At 50.4% G+C, this 16732-nt stretch carries 12 protein-coding genes; 4 read left to right on the top strand and 8 right to left on the bottom strand.

Translation table 11 applies throughout. The features are described 5' to 3' along the window. Positions 1-664 precede the first annotated feature (664 nt). The 3 genes from EKM94_RS08555 to EKM94_RS08545 all read left to right on the top strand — a co-directional run bounded on the left by EKM94_RS08555 (position 665) and on the right by EKM94_RS08545 (position 6233). Complete coding sequence (locus EKM94_RS08555) at positions 665-2170, top strand: gluconokinase (RefSeq protein ID WP_125600441.1); 1506 nt, start codon at positions 665-667, stop codon at positions 2168-2170. 322 nt (positions 2171-2492) lie between these two features. Beyond that, positions 2493-3134, top strand: coding sequence for a hypothetical protein (locus tag EKM94_RS08550; protein WP_125600438.1), 642 nt, complete (start codon positions 2493-2495; stop codon positions 3132-3134). 234 nt (positions 3135-3368) lie between these two features. Then, entirely contained in the window at positions 3369-6233 is a 2865-nt protein-coding gene (locus EKM94_RS08545) for a helicase C-terminal domain-containing protein (protein WP_125600435.1), read from the top strand. Here the strand turns inward: EKM94_RS08545 and EKM94_RS08540 are convergent. The 6 genes from EKM94_RS08540 to EKM94_RS08515 all read right to left on the bottom strand — a co-directional run bounded on the left by EKM94_RS08540 (position 6199) and on the right by EKM94_RS08515 (position 13741). Then, the gene (locus EKM94_RS08540) at positions 6199-6438 is read right to left on the bottom strand and encodes a hypothetical protein (RefSeq protein ID WP_125600432.1); all 240 of its coding nucleotides are present in this window, start codon (positions 6436-6438) and stop codon (positions 6199-6201) included. The two genes, EKM94_RS08545 and EKM94_RS08540, sit on opposite strands and share 35 nt — an antisense overlap. A gap of 573 nt (positions 6439-7011) precedes the next feature. Then, positions 7012-8595: an ABC transporter gene (locus tag EKM94_RS08535; protein ID WP_125600430.1), complete on the bottom strand. Its 1584-nt coding sequence runs from the start codon at positions 8593-8595 to the stop codon at positions 7012-7014. Beyond that, positions 8588-9355, bottom strand: coding sequence for an ABC transporter ATP-binding protein (locus EKM94_RS08530; protein ID WP_125600427.1), 768 nt, complete (start codon positions 9353-9355; stop codon positions 8588-8590). Before EKM94_RS08530 ends, EKM94_RS08535 begins: the two co-directional genes overlap by 8 nt. A gap of 320 nt (positions 9356-9675) precedes the next feature. Next, positions 9676-10578: a DUF7916 family protein gene (locus EKM94_RS08525; RefSeq protein WP_125600424.1), complete on the bottom strand. Its 903-nt coding sequence runs from the start codon at positions 10576-10578 to the stop codon at positions 9676-9678. Positions 10579-10617: 39 nt separating this feature from the next. After that, a complete protein-coding gene (locus EKM94_RS08520) occupies positions 10618-12396 on the bottom strand; it encodes a glycoside hydrolase family 35 protein (protein ID WP_125600421.1) in 1779 nt (592 codons plus the stop codon). Continuing rightward, on the bottom strand, positions 12389-13741 hold the full coding sequence (locus tag EKM94_RS08515) for a PTS sugar transporter subunit IIC (protein WP_125600557.1): 1353 nt from the start codon (positions 13739-13741) through the stop codon (positions 12389-12391). Before EKM94_RS08515 ends, EKM94_RS08520 begins: the two co-directional genes overlap by 8 nt. Before the next feature lie 295 nt (positions 13742-14036). Here EKM94_RS08515 and EKM94_RS08510 point away from each other — a divergent pair, with 295 nt between their 5' ends. Beyond that, complete coding sequence (locus EKM94_RS08510; RefSeq protein WP_125600418.1) at positions 14037-15224, top strand: ROK family transcriptional regulator; 1188 nt, start codon at positions 14037-14039, stop codon at positions 15222-15224. Positions 15225-15377: 153 nt separating this feature from the next. Here EKM94_RS08510 and deoD read toward each other — a convergent pair whose 3' ends face one another. Further along, positions 15378-16076 carry a purine-nucleoside phosphorylase gene (deoD, locus tag EKM94_RS08505; RefSeq protein WP_125600415.1) on the bottom strand — a complete coding sequence of 233 codons (699 nt, stop codon included), beginning with the start codon at positions 16074-16076 and terminating at the stop codon, positions 15378-15380. Positions 16077-16130: 54 nt separating this feature from the next. Beyond that, complete coding sequence (locus tag EKM94_RS08500) at positions 16131-16418, bottom strand: hypothetical protein (RefSeq protein ID WP_125600412.1); 288 nt, start codon at positions 16416-16418, stop codon at positions 16131-16133. Between the last annotated feature and the right edge of the window lie 314 nt (positions 16419-16732).

Genomic DNA, 16732 nt, shown 5'->3' with positions numbered 1-16732 from the left:
ACAACGGTGCCAGTGTTCTCGCCGCAAGTAATCGGGACCAACTAACCAAGGTCATCAATTGCGGGGCTCCCCTAACGATTGGGTCTAGCCACCCCGGCGCGTTAGTGCTTGCGAATAAGATACAATTGAGCGACTGGAACTGCGCGCGTTAGAGTGAGACCGCAGTGAAATGGTTCTTGGCGGTTTACCACTTAGGACAAGGATCAGCTTTGAGCTTCGCGAAACCCGCGTGAAGCTCAAAGTGACGCCCGCAGCGAGCTCATCCCGAAGCGCACAGTGCAACCCGGGTCATCATCGAAACGTACTATCCCCACCTGATTTCTGTGCTTAGCTACGCAATCAACCAGTTTGGTTGATTGCGTAGCTAAGCGTTGGTGGGCTGTTTACTAGTTGGCGGAAGGTCGGGCTGGGGGTGAGTCAGCCGCGATATTATTCTTGGCGGCTCTGCCGCCTAGAATAAGGCCGAGCTTGAAGATTTTCGGTGGTTTTCCGAAAAGCTTCAAGTCGTGCCCGCCGCGTTCCACCACCCCCAGCCCGACCTGGAGCCCCTCCACATCTGCAATCCACCAACGCCCCGCGGAAACGTGCTGCATACAACTGACTTGCATGTTCCATCGCTTTTCACTACACTGAAATCAGAGCATTTTTCAGGAGGCAGTCACCGATGATTATTGGCGTTGACGTTGGTACCACCAGCACCAAAGCGATTCTTTTCGACACGAACGAGCGGGCCGTGGCCACGGCGACCCAGGGTTATCCGTTAATTCAGGAGAAGCCGGGGCAGGCGCAACAAGAGCCAGCCGCGATTTGGCAGGCGGTCGTCAGCGTGATTCGGCAGGTTCGGCAACAAGCGCCAACGGTGACGGTGACGGCGGTCAGCTTGTCGACGGCGATGCATAGCTTGTTACTGCTGGATTCACAGCATCGCCCATTAACGGCGCTGTTCACGTGGGCCGATAACCAGGCGGCGGCCACGGTGGCGCAACTGCGGCAACAAGCCGATGCGGCGGCGTTCTACCAAGTGAGCGGGACTCCCTTGCACCCGATGACGCCGCTGGCCAAACTGTGCTGGTTACAAGCAACGCAGCCGGCATTATTGGCGCGTACCGCCTACTTCGCCGACCTCAAAAGCTACTTAGTTTGGCGCTTGACCGCTCAATTCGCCCTGGACGTCAATCTGGCCAGTGCCACCGGTCTGCTGTCCTACGAAACCGGCCAATGGGCACCACAACTTTTACAAAAATTGGCGGTGCGTCCAGACCAACTGCCGCAAATCGTCCCGATCACCCAACACTATCCCCTGACTGCGGTTGCGGCCAGCACCTTGGGCTTGGCGCCGACGACCCAACTGGTGGTTGGCGCCAGCGACGGCGCTTTGGCGAACATCGGCTTGGGCGCGGTCCACGATCACCAAATCGCCTTAACGATCGGAACCAGTGGCGCCGTGCGCGTGATCAGCGCCCGACCACAATTGGCGCCTCACGGTGAGTTGTTCTGTTATCGGATCGACGCCGCTCACTGGCTTTTAGGCGGTCCCGTCAACAACGGTGGGATTATTTTGCAATGGGCCTTGGACACCTTCTGCCCTGACCTGCAAAATACCGCTGACCCGATTGGCGCCTTGATCACTTTGGCCGCGCAAAGTCCCCTGGGCGCCCGCGGGTTGATCTTCTTGCCTTACTTGAATGGCGAACGCGCGCCGTTTTGGGATGGCGACTTGACTGGTCACTTGATCGGCTTGCGCAGTCAGCATACCCGCGCCGATCTGTTGCGGGCGATCTTGGAGGGGATCACTTTCAACTTGGCAATCGTCACGCAACAACTAAGCGCGCTTGTGCCCGCCGCCGCAACCGCCACCTTACTGGGAACGGGCGGTTTTGCCCGCTCGACCTTCTGGTGCCAGTTGATCAGCGATGTGTTCGCCCGCGACTTGGTGATCCCCCAACAAATCCAGGGCTCCGCGGTAGGCGCCCTGCGTGTGGCCCAGCAAGCTTTAGATCCTGACCATCCTTGGTGGCGCCCGCAACCGCCCGTCGCGACCACCACCTATCATCCCGACACCGCCAAGGCCCAAATGTATCAGCGCTTACGCCCTTTATGGTGGCGTTTGGCCCAACAAAACGCGCGCCCCAACCCTGAACTGGCCGCTTGGCAAGCTCTGACAGACTGAGCCTGGCCAACTCGGGCTGCGGCTCCCGTCAACTTGGTGACCTAAACCTACTTGGTGCGGTCAATTGACCCACCTGATCCGATGATTTTGGGAAAACTAGCAAGCCGGTCTAGAAAGCGTTTACACAGATATTTTTAAGTGCTATAATAAGTTTTAACTAAGGATGGTATTTCAAATTTTTACGATCGGTCGCAATCATCAAGTTTGCCTGTCCATGAAGCTCGTGGCGCAACGGCGGTGCTCCCCATTGGCTGCTTTGTGCCCCGATAATTGGTCGCAGAGATACCGCCAACCAAGTCGTTCGTGAAGGGTGTGGGTAAGATTGAAAACTAATCTGAAAAGGATCGTCATCGGTGTGCTACTCCTCGCGATCGTTGGTTTCGCGGTTTGGACCAAGCGAGCTGGTCCGGCCAACGTCGATTTGCGCAGCACCCCATTACTGAAAAAAAAGGGCAAGCTGACCCGAACTTCACGGAGCCAGATGATTGCGGCGCTGGCTCGCCGAGAAAATCTCAGATCGAAAGAGGCGGAAGACCAGCTGTTTCCAGATCAGACCAAAGGTGGCATCAATCTATCCGATCCCAAAGCCCCCACTGGCTATGCCATCATCACCACCACCGCCCACGTGCAAAAGTCGCTCAAAGATCTGCCGATCGGCACCCTGCATTTCTATTGCACCGCCAATCGATCCGGTCCTGTCAAGAAAATCAAAACAATCCAATACGTCAGCTTCCAACCCTATAACCACAAATCTTATGCGGGATCAGCCGACTATTTACTGCTAGATTCCGATTATGCTGTCTGCCTATTGCGCGGTAATCTCTACAACTACGGGGGCGCGTCGACCGCTTCTGGCGGCAGAGCGGTCGCACCAGGTGATCAAAACGGTAGTATCGAATACACGCCCATTGGCAACGTTAACTTTTATCAAGCTGTCTTCGAACAATACATTGTTTCATTCTAAGTCAAAGAGCTAGTAACGCCAGGGGCGTTACTAGCTCTTTGCTCATCTGCGGGCGCCGGCGACTACTCATTGCGCCAACTTTTTTTTGCACTGGGCGCCGCGCTCCTGCTGGTGTGTCGGCTTGGCTTTTGGCGTGATTTATCTTACACTTGAAGCATGCGCTTTGATCGGGTGTGGGCCCGCCACACGATGTCGGATCAAACCTTCAAATGCTAGTCCTAGAAATGAGCGATTATGGTAAAAAAACTTGGCATCCGCGAACTGATCGAATTCACCTTAAAATCCGGCGACCTGGTACCGCAACCTTCCAGCAATCACACCGCGTTGGAAGGGGCGCGGATCCACCGCCGCTTGCAAAAACAAGCCGGTCCCGATTACCAAAAAGAAGTCCACTTGACTTATGAAACTGAATTAGATGGCACAGCCTACTTGATTGAAGGCCGCGCCGATGGTGTCGTGATCGATCCTGATTCCGGCGCTATTTTGGTGGACGAAATCAAGACTTCCGAGCCGGCTTTCGCGGACTTGACCGCCGACGCCTTGACCCGCTATTGGGGCCAAGCCAAATTCTACGCTTGGCTGTTGGCGGAGAAACAAGACGTGGCCACGGTCACTGTGCAACTGACTTATTTTCAGACCTTGACCGCAACGATCACCCGGGAACAACAAGTTTGGTCCCGGACTGATTTACATGATTTCGCGACCAAAGTCATGACGGAATATGAATATTGGCTCCATCTCCGCTCCAGCTGGCGGGCGCGGCGGAATGCGGCAGCGGCCACCTTGGCGTTCCCCTTCCCCGCTTTTCGTGAGCAGCAACATCAATTCGCCGGGGTGGTCTACAAAACCATCGCCGCGCAGAAGTTGCTCTTGGCGGAGGCGCCTACGGGAACGGGGAAGACCATCGCCACCCTTTTCCCCACGGTCAAGACTTTCGGCGCCGAATTGAGTGAGCGCATCTTCTACCTCACCGCCAAAACCAGCACCCGCCAAGTCGCCGAAGAAACCGTTCAACTGCTCAACGATCACGGCGCCCAACTAAAAAGCGTCACGATCACCGCCAAGGACAAAAGTTGCTTCATGGTCCAACAAGGCCTGGAACCGCAAAATTGCCCCAACCACGTGGGCTATTACGACCGCAACAAGGACGCCCTCAAGGACCTGTTCGCCCACGAAAACCGCTGGGACCACGCCACCATCGACCGCTACGCCGAGAAATACACGATTTGTCCCTTCGAATTCAGTCTCGACGCCAGTTTGTTCGCCGACGTGATCATCGGCGATTACAATTATCTTTTCGACCCTCAAGTTTACCTGCAACGTTTCTTCGCTGACCCCCAGCCGGGAAGTGTTTTCCTGATCGACGAAGCCCACAACCTAGTCAGCCGCAGCCGTGAAATGTATAGCAGTAGCCTTGACGAGCAACTGATCAAGCATCTCAAAAAGGAAATCCGCGGCCACCAAAGCACCGCCGTGAAACAATTGCGCCGCGCCCTGAAACCTTTGCAAGCCAGCTTCAAGACGCTGCAACAACTTTTCGACGCAACCCCGACCGCACCGGCAAAAGTTGATCCTACGCAGTCCGTTGCACTAGCGCCAGCAAAAATCAGCCCCGCACAACCAGCAACGCCAACAGGCACGCAAACTAATCCGCTAAGGGTTGCTGGAAGAGCTGAAGATCAGGAGCCCGCCAAGCGGACCGAAACAACGATTGACCCGGGCATGGCCGCCAAGCTTGAAACTGGTGGTGAGGAAAATGACGCCACTAATGTGGGTGAAAGCGATGCGACAAACAAGGAAACAGGCGCTGGCGCCAATGATGGAAAAAACGACACGGCAATTAGTCAAACCAGCGATGTGACCCATGATGAAACAGGCGGCCATGCCCGGGAAAATGAAACAGATTTTTCAAATCAAACCGAGCCTGAAAATGAATCTGAAAACGAACTTGAACAGTCTAAAACGGAACCTGAAAACGAGTCCGAAAAACCGCCAATCACCGTGCAACTGCTGACCCAGAAATATGGTGGCAATGCCAAACGCGGCGATACACCTGACTTGGCGCTTTTAAGCGAACCCGATGAGGACTTCATCGAGCTCCTGTACCGGTCTCTGGAGAAGCTGGGTCTTTGGTTGCAAGACCACCAAGAATCCGAGTTTCATGAATCAGTCTTAAATCTCTTTTTTGCGGTGAACACTTTCCTGAAAATTTACGACTTCTATGGTGAAAATTATCAAACGATTGTCACCACTACCCCGACTTTGAAGATCACTTTACGTTGTTTGGATGCCAGTGAATTTTTGCAAACTTCGCTTCATAAGGGCGATGCGGCGATCCTGTTTTCCGCCACACTGACGCCACTGAGCTACTACCAAGAAACGCTGACCGCCGCGGATCCCGATAGCCTGATCTACCGGATCACCTCACCTTTTCCGCCGGAACACCAGGGTTTGTGGATCACCAATTACGTGCAAACCACCTATCGCCAGCGTGAAACCAACCTGCCCCGAATCGTGGACACCCTGTTACAAATGATCAGCGCCCGCACTGGCAATTACCTTGTTTTCCTATCTTCCTACGGCTTCTTGCAACAAGTCGCCACCGCTTTCAGTCAAGCGGCCCCCCACGTGAAAATCATTCAGCAAGAAGCTGGCTCCAGTGAAAAAATCCGGCAAGACTTTCTGGCCGCTTTCACCCATGACCCTGACGAAACGCTGGTCGGTTTTGCCGTACTCGGCGGCGCTTTCTCGGAAGGCATCGACCTGCAAGGGACCCGGCTGATTGGCGTGGCGATCGTCAGCGTGGGCCTACCCGGGCTTAGTCTGGAAAACGACCTACTTCGGGATTATTATCAGGAGAAAAACGGTCAGGGCTTTGCCTACGCCTATCAGCTGCCCGGCTTCAACAACGTGTTGCAAGCCAGTGGGCGCGTCATTCGCGGCATGGCGGATCGCGGGGTGATCTTGTTGATCGATCAGCGGTTTGCCAGTGGGCGTTACCGGCAGCTGTTTCCGCCGCACTGGCAGCGAGCGCAACTGGCTCGGTCGCCGCAGGAACTGGCCCTCAAGCTCGCTGACTTCTGGGCGCGGCAAGCTTGATAAAAAGTTGCGTGGCCGCGGCTTGCGCTGCGAAATTCGGGGTGAGCTCGCTGTGGGCGTCACTTTGAGCTTCGCAAAACCCGCGAATCTCGAAGCTGAGCCTTGTCCTAAGCGGCAGAGCCGCCAAGGACAATTTCACGGCGATCTCACCCCGAATTTCTCCGCTCCAGCCGCTCAACGTTATAACAGCCGGTTGAACACTCACGCCGGCTGACAAGCTATGGCCAATTGATGGGGAGCCACGGAATTGACGGCCGTGTTTAGTGGTTACAATCTTTAAATTGGTGACACCAGTACAGTTCGCCTGATGAACTGAGACAAGTTCTTGATGGATCGGCCGAATCGGTCGATTTCCACTCGTGGATTGTTAAGAAAACGGAAAGAGATGTTCGGCCGACGCAAAGTATACCGATCTCCTAATCCAAATCTGTTGATGTTACTGTACCACCAAAAAAAGGCGATTGTTTTGACCTCTAGCTCGCAAAACCACTTCGTCAAATCCTTCGCTTTGATTGCAGATAAGCTCAGTTCTGTTCAGCAACCGGGTCGGGCCATGCGGCTCAGCAGTGAAATTATTCTTTGCGGCTTTGCCGCTTAGAATAAGGCTCGATTTTGAGACAAGCCGCGCACTTTGCGGATTGGCTCAAAACGACGCCCACTGCGTTCCAGCCGCACAAATGGCCCGACCCGGTTGCGCTCATGCGCAACACCCACCAAACCCGCAATCAAACAAAAAAACCGTCAAAATGCAACGGTTTTTTCAATCCAATCATTACAATCAATCCAAGCGCCGCCAAAACGACCGTTGGAAATACCGTGACAACACCCCAGCGACGATCAGTAAGATCACCGCGGCGATCACATTCGCCCAAATCGGCTGCACCGTGACCGCAGACGCATAACCAACCACAGCTAAGACGCCAAGGATCATACTGCCACCTAAAACGAGCACTAAAGCGAAGTTCCCGCCACCGCGACTGAACAGTTGGTTGATGTTGGTCCAGTCCGGCAAGTGCAGCCGGAAATCACGAATGAAGTAATAATGACTCAAATAATAGGCGCCATAGACAACGCCGAGGAGCGTCATCACCAGTAGTAGCGGCGGAATGTGGACCACGAAGGCGGCGATCAGCGCCACCACTGCGCCAATTAAGGCTTGGATCAGAAAACCAAGGCGGAATTTCTCCCGCAGATAACGATTCAGCGACAAGGGCAGCGCCTGGATGAATTCGTAGTTTTGTTTATCCAATGAAATCAAGTTGGCGACGAAGGAAACTTTGTCGGTGATCATCGTTGCGAGGACAATACCACCCACGAAGAAAACGCCAAACCAAGGATAAAATGATAACCGACTTAAGTTGATGCGGCCACCCAAACCAAAGGACATCAAGAAAATCAAGGGTGCCATCAGGGTCGTCGAAATAACCTGCATGATCAAATTGGGTTCTTTTAACAATTGACGATTATAAAAGCCTAACAGTGGCCGCAAACCGCTGGGTAGTCGGTGTTTGCGCGTGCCACCACCCATATCGGTGTTGGACTGAGTCAATTGCGTGAACAGATCCGGCAAGATCCATTGACGAATCACCAGAATCAAAATTCCTAATAGCGCCACGAAAATACCAAACCCCAGCAAACCGGCACCGCTGAGTGGTTGGGCGAGCAAATGATATAAGGGCATGAAGATCTGGAGCGGTTTTGTATCAATGGTGTTCGCGCCGGCGGAACTAGACTTCATATTGGTGAAGAAAATCCCCACCATCATAAAGATCATGGTCAAGCCCAGCAACAAACTGGTCGCTGTTTCCTTATGTTGCTGGAAGAACTTGGTCTTGGTCAACCCGAAAACGACCAAGCTCGACGCTGCCAAGACGACCGCCGTGAACAGAATAAAGATGACCAGGGCCAACAGGACGGCCAAGGGGATCACGATCCCCGCACGCCAGCTGAGCATGAAGAAAATAATCACCATTGGCAGGATGAACGGAATCACCCCGATCAAAACGACGATGATTTTAGCGAGGAAAATTTCTAAATTACGCAAAGGTAGCGGCAAATAACCTGGCAGATCCGCGCCTTCGAAGAAGATATTATAAATCGCGCTGATGGCTTGGGTCACCCCCAGCAACACAAATAAGGCCACGTAATAGGTGAAGATCCCGGGAAACTTGTGGAAGTCCAGGCTCAACATCAAGAAGCCATAAATCAAAATGAAAATCAATCCAGATGAGATGTACTGATTCAGCAAGCTTTTGGTCAGCCGCTTTCCTGCTTTACCCTTCTTCCGCAGTTTATCAGTGACTTGAGGACTGATCAGGCGCAAATTGACCTGGGTCAGGACGCTGAGTTGGCGTTTATTCATGTTGCTCACCATTCAGGTCTGCCACCAAATGCCCTTCCGCTGACTGTCGCCCGACCATCTGCAAATAGATCGTCTCCAAAGATTCCTGGGGATGGGCCGCCAACAAGTCCGCCACCGAGCCGTTATAAATCATCTCGCCTTGCTTCAAGATCGCCAACTCATCACATAGTTGTTGGGCAGTGTCCAGAACGTGGGTCGAGAAAATCACGGTCTTGCCCTTGGCCGCGTGCGCCTTCATCATCTCTTTCAAATCGAAAGCCGCCTGAGGATCCAACCCTTGCAAGGGCTCATCCAACACCCAAATGTCCGGATCTGGCAACAAAGCGCCAATAATGATTGTTTTCTGGCGCATCCCGTGGGAGAAACTCGCCAGCGTTTCATATTGATGCGCCGCCATCTCGAACAGATCCAGCAACTCCTGCCGCCGTGCCGCTACTGCCTCGGCGTCCAAGGAATAAGCAGCGATGATCAAACTCCAATATTCATTGGCCGTTAATTGCATGAAAATATCCGGAATATCTGGCACATATGCGATCTTCTCTTTGACCGCGTGCCGCTGGGTCGCCAGATCCAACCCGTCCACCGTGATCGTGCCGCTGGTCGGTTCAATAATACTGACCAAACTTTTCAACGTGGTCGATTTACCAGCGCCGTTGTGCCCCAAGAAGCCGAAGATCGCGCCCGACTTGATCTTCAACGTTAATTCATCCAACGCCACTTTATCGCCGTATTTTTTCGTAACTTTATCAAACTGAATCATTGATTTTCCTCCCCTAACTCAGGTAATACTTCAAGTATACCAATAAACACCGCGCCTTTCGACAACATTACCAATTTTTTCTATAATGATTCAGTCAATAAAAACTGATAGCATCAGGCTTCTAACTGTCCGAAATCGTCGTTGCTGGCAAGCGCCTGAATCAGTGGCATTAGCGCCAGCGGGACACAAGTTCTGATTGTCCTGATGACATCAAAAAAAACCCAAATAGAGGAGGCGACCTCTACTTGGGAAAAGATTCTGGGTTAGGCAATTATTTAGAAGTCAGCTTGATTGCAGGCCAGCGAAACTGGTGCAACAAACTAACGATTGATCGAGCGTGCAATGCGTGAAATCGTGTGATGACTGCCACGAATCGCATCGCTTAAAGCAATAATATTCTGAACGGGGGCAACACCTCCAAATCCGGCATCGCCGATATGTTGGATATCGACACCACAAATTTTATTGGTCAGCGCAATTCGTTTGATCACATCGGTTTCGGAACCTTCTTGACTGGTGCCGATCGCGCTCATCACCAAACCACCTTGGGCATGCACTGCTGTGACAATTTCCGTCAGCATTTGCTGGTTCACGCCAGGAACGGTCCCCACCGCAGGGACCAGCACGATATCTGCCCCTGCTGCCAAGAACGTCCGAGCAAGATCCGCCGTGATCAAAGGTTCGCTGACCCCAGAACTATGCATCTTCCCGGCAATAATCAAGCCAGGGAAATTATCACGCGCTAGCCTGATGCTGCGGGCGATCGTCGAATTCGTCACGCCCGTTCCCGGATTACCCGTTAAACAAATAAAATCAAACTGTTGCCGTGTTACTTGCTGAAGCGTTGCCTGACTCAATTGACGACCGGCAGCAATCGGTGTTTGATTCTCGACCATTTCGCTTAGCTCCCCGACAGGTTCGAGATTCACACCGATCGGACAACCTGCTAATCGGTGTAGCTGTTCCACGATGTTGTTCGCCTTTCCCTGCTCTGGAAGCCCGGAAATAACCGGCTCAAACACATCAACACCATTTAGCAAAACCAGATCAGCCCCAAAAGCATGGGCAATCTCGGTGCTGGTAATATCGGCAACAACGGCCTCACGACCGGCAACATTTTCAGAGAGCAGCGTGCGACCCTCGCTGGCCGCAATACTTTGTTTCAACTCAAAGCGGTTCATTTTCAAAAGCTCGGAGGTGTCCGCGCTGATTAATCTTTTCAAACTCTCAACTCCTGCAGCTATATTTTGACGCAACTAATCTTAATAAATTGGCTTAGCGGAAAAATCGATTTGATCAACGCGCTTTCCTTCGGTTTCGAAAACAATGATTTCATTATCCGGCTTAAGTAAACCGGCGGGCACATACAAATAATTGGTCGGACCTACAGACCAATAGCGTCCCAAATTAAAGCCGTTGATGATCACACAACCTTTACCCCAAGCGCGGCAATCAATGAAGGTATCGCTAAAGTCTTCGATCGCAAAGTGAAAATGATAGAAACGCGGTTGGTTAGGACTGTTTCGATTGGGCAGTTCCGCCGAGAAGTCCAAATTAGCGACCATTTCAGCACTAAAGTCCAAAGCCACTTGCCGCCAACCAGAATGAAAATGATTATTGATCATTACGCCACCGGCGATGCCTTTATGTTGAGAAGGCGCGTTGAGCTTGGGTCCATAATTAACGCGACCGAGATTCTCGACTAAAATACCGATCTGTATCTCGGCACCAGTGCCTGAATACTCAACGGTGTCACCAAGGGTCTCGTGATATTGACAAGTGAGCGTCTGATTATCGATCAGAATATGGGCCCGATCCGCTGCCTGAACTAATTTTATTTTCTCAGGGTGACCATAATTCTTCACGCTGGTTTCATAGTAGGCATAACCGTAACCGCCACCCAGTGCCTCCATTGGTTGCGTTTCTTGACTGTTCTTAAAGGTAAAGTGTCCACTGTGGAGTGCGGTGGTCAGGTCCAGGGCACCATCGGCAATGATCGTTGGATATTGCTTGTAGTGCCGTTGGCGTGGCTGTTCCTGTGGTAACTCTGGATAACATTCATGGATCACGGCCTTCAGGGCATTGTATTTAGCGGTTGGCGCCCCCCATTCCGTAATAGGGGCATCATAGTCATACGACGTGATCTGTGGCAAATCGTTGGCCCGTGTGGAACAACCATTGAAGAACCCGAAATTCGTACCACCACGCATCATGTACAAATTGAGACTGCCTACCTCAAGAAGTTCTTTGATATCCTGCGCGAATTCAGGCGCGTCACGGCGGATGATCGGTTCACCCCAGCGATTGAACCAACCGTCCCAATATTCCATACACATCAAGGGCCACTTCTGCTGGTGTTGCCGTTGAAAATCAGCCAAAACAGCTAAATTCTCCTGCGCGGCCGAGCCAAAGTTCCCAACCGTTAAAATATCATCATCGATCAGCGCTCCTGAATCCAGCGCCTCGGGCCAAGTGCCATCTGCCGTGAACAAGGGAACTTCGACCCCCTCGGCACGCATCATTTCTGCGATTGCTCGCGGATAACTGTGATCATTGCCATACGAGCCGTACTCGTTTTCAACTTGCATCATGATAACTGGTCCACCCTGAGTCACTTGATAAGGCGTCAGTCGCTTAAACAGTTCATGATAATAAGCAGCCACAGCCGCTAAGAAACGTGGGTCAGTCGTGCGCACTTTCAGTCCAGGTTGATTAAGTAACCAGGCCGGTAAGCCGCCCCAATCCCATTCTGCACAAATATATGGGGACGGTCGCAAAATCACTTTCAATTTCAGCTGATCAGCAATTTCAATAAATTTCGTCACATCTTTAATACCGGCAAAATCGAAGCAGCCTTCTTGGGGCTCATGAAGATTCCACGGCAGATAGGTTTCCACCGTATTGAAACCCAACGCCTTCAAATTAAACAATGTATCCTGCCACTGACTGGGGTGGATCCTGAAATAGTGCACCGCACCTGATAAGATCTTGAAGGGACGACCGTTTAAATAGAATTGATCTTTAATTTCAAAATTAGACATTTTGTTGAAGTTCCTCATTGTCACCCATCTTGACAAACGGCAAGTAAATCAACGTCGCCAATGCAATATTAACCAGTGATAGAACGATTGCCCGCCAATCAAACGCCGTGGCGAAGAAGCCGTATAGCACTGGTGGCATTACCCAAGTCACGTTTTGCGTCACTGGTGCGACCAACCCCAACTTCGTGGCAAAGTACGAAACCGTCGTCATCACCGCAGGGCACAGAATAAAGGGAATAAACATGATCGGATTCAAAACAGTTGGTAGGCCATACATGACTGGCTCGCCAATGTTGAACATCACGGGGGCGATCCCTAATTTGGCAACTTCACGATAATGACTGTTCTTAGACTTCCAGAAGATCGCGATCAGTAATCCTAAAGTCGCGTACCAAACAAAGGCGCCGAAGGAAACACTTGTCCAAATATAAGGAATTGGTTTATGATTCTGATAAGCATCCAAATTGGCTAACATCGCTACGCCGAAGACCCCTTCCATAATCGGAGCCATGACATTGCCACCATGGATCCCGAAGAACCAGAAGAGTTGGGTCAACACGGAAACAGCTAAGACGGCAAAGAAATTCTGTGACATCCCCAATAATGGCGTTTGCAAAACCTGATAGATCCAGTCAATGATCAACTTACCTGTCAACATTTGGAAGAAATGCGATAAGATCGCCACCGAATACATCGCGATAAAACCAGGAATGATCGACATGAAAGGCGTGGCGATCGCTGGTGGCACTGATGCCGGCAACTTAATGGTCCAATTCTTATTCATGATCTTACAAAAGATGATCGAACTCAAAAAGCCAATAATAATAGCGGTGAAGTAGCCATTGGATGTGATTTGCCCAGCCGGGATCATGCCGCTGATCGTTGCGGTCAAACCATCTTTCCCCACTGATAAACCATCAACACCTTGCAACAACTTCTTTAAAGCACTTAATTTATTCGCTGACACTGCAAATGTGGTCGACATCGACTGACCCAATGAAATCACAAATGATGATAATGTGACCAGCGCAGCCGACAAGCGGTCAACCTGATAAATCTTGGCGACATTGACACCCAAGGAAACCACAAACATCAGGGTGACGATTGCCAAGCTCCCCTTAAAGACCAAGTTATTGATATCAACCAACCATTGCATGTTGGTGGTGATCGCAGGTAAATTGAATTGGTCGGGAATATCCACTAAGAACGCATTAAAGAGGATTGCTAATGACCCTGTCATGACAACGGGCATCGTCCCGATAAAAGCATCCCGCAATGCTACCAAGAACTTCAAATTACCAATTTTGATAGCCAGCGGCAATAAATATTTCTGTAGTCGATCCATTAATTTATTCAAGGTTAGGGCTCCTTCATGATTGATAATAACATTTTGAAACTAATTCAAATAACTGAATCATATCCAAATACGCTAATAATTCCATTAACAATAGTAGTGGCGACGAGAAATCGGCCGAATAGCTCGTCGATAAAGCGAGATAAATAATAACAAATTGTCATTAACACGTTAAGAATAGATTATAAAATATAATTTGTCAACCGCTTTCAGTTGACTTTTAAGCATTATTTGATTATAATTAATAATTATCATCAGTTTTGTTCCCAAAAGTAGAGGAAGACAAATGAAAATAACAAAAAAGCAGCAGGCGTTGCAATCGAAAGTGATCGACGTCATTTATACACAAGGTCCCATTTCCCGAATCGATATTGCTAATTTCACCGGAATCACGCCGGCGACCACTAGTGCGATCACCGCAAGTCTGATCGAGTCCGGATTAGTGACGGAGGCTGGCGAAGAGATTCAGCAACAAACATCTGGCCGGCGCAAGATTCTCTTGCAAATCGTTGCTAACCAACAATTCTTTATTGGGTCAGAATTATCGGAGAAATACTTCTCGTTCTGCCTAACCGACAATCTAGGGACCGTGGTCAAAAGCAACATTGTCAGTTTTCAACCACCACATGCTTTTACCGATCATTCAAGTAACGATTATCTCCAACTGTTGAAGCAGTTTTATCATGAATGCTTACCCTACCAGCCAACAGCGATCGGGATTGCTTTGCCCGGTCACTTTGACCCCAAGCAAAACAAAATACTGACCAACAACGCGATTTGGAATCAATTCGATCTCCTGCAAATTGCCCAGAGTTTCGACATCCCTGTATTCTCCGAGAATAATGTTCAAAGTATGGCCAAGGCTCAGCGCATTCTCAAAACTTCGCAAACTGACAGTAATTTCCTGTATCTGCATATTAGCCGCGGCATGTTCTGCTCTTATATGTATCAAGGCGAGATCTATGGGAGTCAGAATCAGCGCATTGGTGAAATTGGGCATACTACCGTCAACCCAGATGGGGAGTTATGTGAATGTGGGAAACGTGGCTGCCTCCAAACGTACGCCAGTGAGGCCTGGATCATCAAAAAGGCTAAAATACTCTTCTCGCATACAAAAGGTACTTATCTGCACCAACTAATCGATGATCAAAACGAGATCAATATCAAGACGATCATCAACGCGTATCACCTCGGCGATGACGGCATCAATAACATTCTGCAACACGCACTCAAATATCTCGCGATCACGTTAGAGAATATTTCCCTGTTGATTGATTGCCGGACAATCTATCTTCACAGCGAATTATTCAACGATGCCGAGCTTTTTGACCTGCTTCAAGAAAAGATCCAACAAAACATTAGCCTGGCAAATTTCGAACGTTCCCAACACCTCGTCGCGCTACCCTATACCGACCTGGATGGCGCCGTTGGAGCTTGTGGCTTCCTCATTTCTAAGTTCCTCCTAGGAAAATAAGTGGACCAGCAAGTAAATCGTGAAACGATTCAAATCACGCTCCTCCAACGATCGAGCGCAACATCCACCACGCCATGCCCACCCAGATTGCAAAAAAAGAGTATCCGGACCGAAATTGGTCTGGATACTCTTTTCAGATGCTAAAAATCAGTGTTAATTTGTTTGCAACGCAATATTGATCATGTCGTTGAAGGAAGTTTGCCGCTCTTCGGCAGTCGTTTCCTCGCCGGTGATCAAGTGGTTGCTGACCGTGAAGACGCCCAGCGCGCGGCGTTTGAACTTCGCCGCCAAGAGATATAGGGCTGGTGTTTCCATCTCGGTCGCCAAAACGCCGTAATCGATCAATTTTGGCATGTCGATCTCGTCATTGTAGAACCGATCCTCGCCTAAAACGTTACCGACATGATAACGAATGCCATCTTGTTTCGCCACCGCCACTGCTTTTGCCAGCAGTTCATAATCAGCCACTGGAGCGAAATTGATGCTAGGGCCAAAGGTATTATTGACAATGGCAGAGTCGGTCGAAGCCGCTTGAGCCATCACCACGTCGCGAATTTTGACATCTGGGCCTAAGCCGCCAGCAGTGCCGACGCGAATCAGCGTTTGGACATCGTAAAATTGGATCAATTCATTCACATAGATTGAAATCGACGGGATCCCCATCCCAGTCGACTGAACGGAGACCCGTTCGCCGCGATACAGACCGGTATAGCCAAAAGCGTTCCGAATCTCGTTATAAAGATGGATATCAGTCAGAAAATTCTCGGCAATATATTTTGCGCGCAGGGGATCACCTGGTAGTAAAACTTTTTCAGCGATCGCACCTTTTTCGGCGCCAATATGTGTACTCATGTTTTTTCCTCCGTTATCGTGTATTGTTTATCATCCGCTTGGTAGCGTTGGTTGTTATTGCTTAAGCTGTCTTGAAAGTAGATTGCCCGCAGCTTGCGCTGCGAAATTCGGGGTGAGCTCGCTGTGGGCGTCACTTTGAGCTTCGCAAAACCCGCGAATCTCAAAGCTGAGCCTTATTCTAAGCGGCAAAGCCGCTAAGAATAACGACACGGCGATCTCACCCCGAATTTCTCCGCTCCAGCCGCTCAACGTTATAACAGTCGCTTGAGCACTCACGCCATCTGGCAAGCTCTGGCCAATTGATGAGGAGCCACGCAATCGACGACCGTGTTTAGTGGTCACCAGCTTTAAATTGGTGACCCCAGTGCAGTTTGTTTGATGAACTCAAGCAGAATCTTGACGAATCAACTGAATCGATCGGCTTTCCACTCGTGGATTGTTAAGAAAACGAGTGGAGATGTTCAGCCTACGCAAAGTATACCGGTCTCCTAATCCAAATCAGTTGGCATTGCCTTACACCCCAAAAAGGGCGATTGTTTGACCGCTTACTTGCAAATGCACTTCGTCGAATACTCAACTTCGATTGCAGATAGGCTCAATTCTGCCTAGCAACCGCCTCAGGACGTGTGGCTCAGCGGTGAGATTATTCTTAGCGA

The sequence above is a fragment of the Lapidilactobacillus achengensis genome, assembly GCF_003946655.1.
Classification (GTDB): Bacteria; Bacillota; Bacilli; order Lactobacillales; family Lactobacillaceae; genus Lapidilactobacillus; species Lapidilactobacillus achengensis.
The sequence above is the reverse complement of the archived record's forward strand: the minus strand, read 5'-3'. Positions and strand labels throughout refer to the sequence as shown.

Excerpts from the sequence above, each read along its gene's own strand:
- EKM94_RS08555 (WP_125600441.1), top strand. The coding sequence starts at position 665 with ATGATTATTGGCGTTGACGTTGGTACCACCAGCACCAAAGCGATTCTT.
- EKM94_RS08545 (WP_125600435.1), top strand. The coding sequence starts at position 3,369 with ATGGTAAAAAAACTTGGCATCCGCGAACTGATCGAATTCACCTTAAAA.
- EKM94_RS08535 (WP_125600430.1), bottom strand. The coding sequence starts at position 8,595 with ATGAATAAACGCCAACTCAGCGTCCTGACCCAGGTCAATTTGCGCCTG.
- EKM94_RS08530 (WP_125600427.1), bottom strand. The coding sequence starts at position 9,355 with ATGATTCAGTTTGATAAAGTTACGAAAAAATACGGCGATAAAGTGGCG.
- EKM94_RS08520 (WP_125600421.1), bottom strand. The coding sequence starts at position 12,396 with ATGTCTAATTTTGAAATTAAAGATCAATTCTATTTAAACGGTCGTCCC.
- EKM94_RS08515 (WP_125600557.1), bottom strand. The coding sequence starts at position 13,741 with ATGGATCGACTACAGAAATATTTATTGCCGCTGGCTATCAAAATTGGT.
- EKM94_RS08510 (WP_125600418.1), top strand. The coding sequence starts at position 14,037 with ATGAAAATAACAAAAAAGCAGCAGGCGTTGCAATCGAAAGTGATCGAC.
- deoD (WP_125600415.1), bottom strand. The coding sequence starts at position 16,076 with ATGAGTACACATATTGGCGCCGAAAAAGGTGCGATCGCTGAAAAAGTT.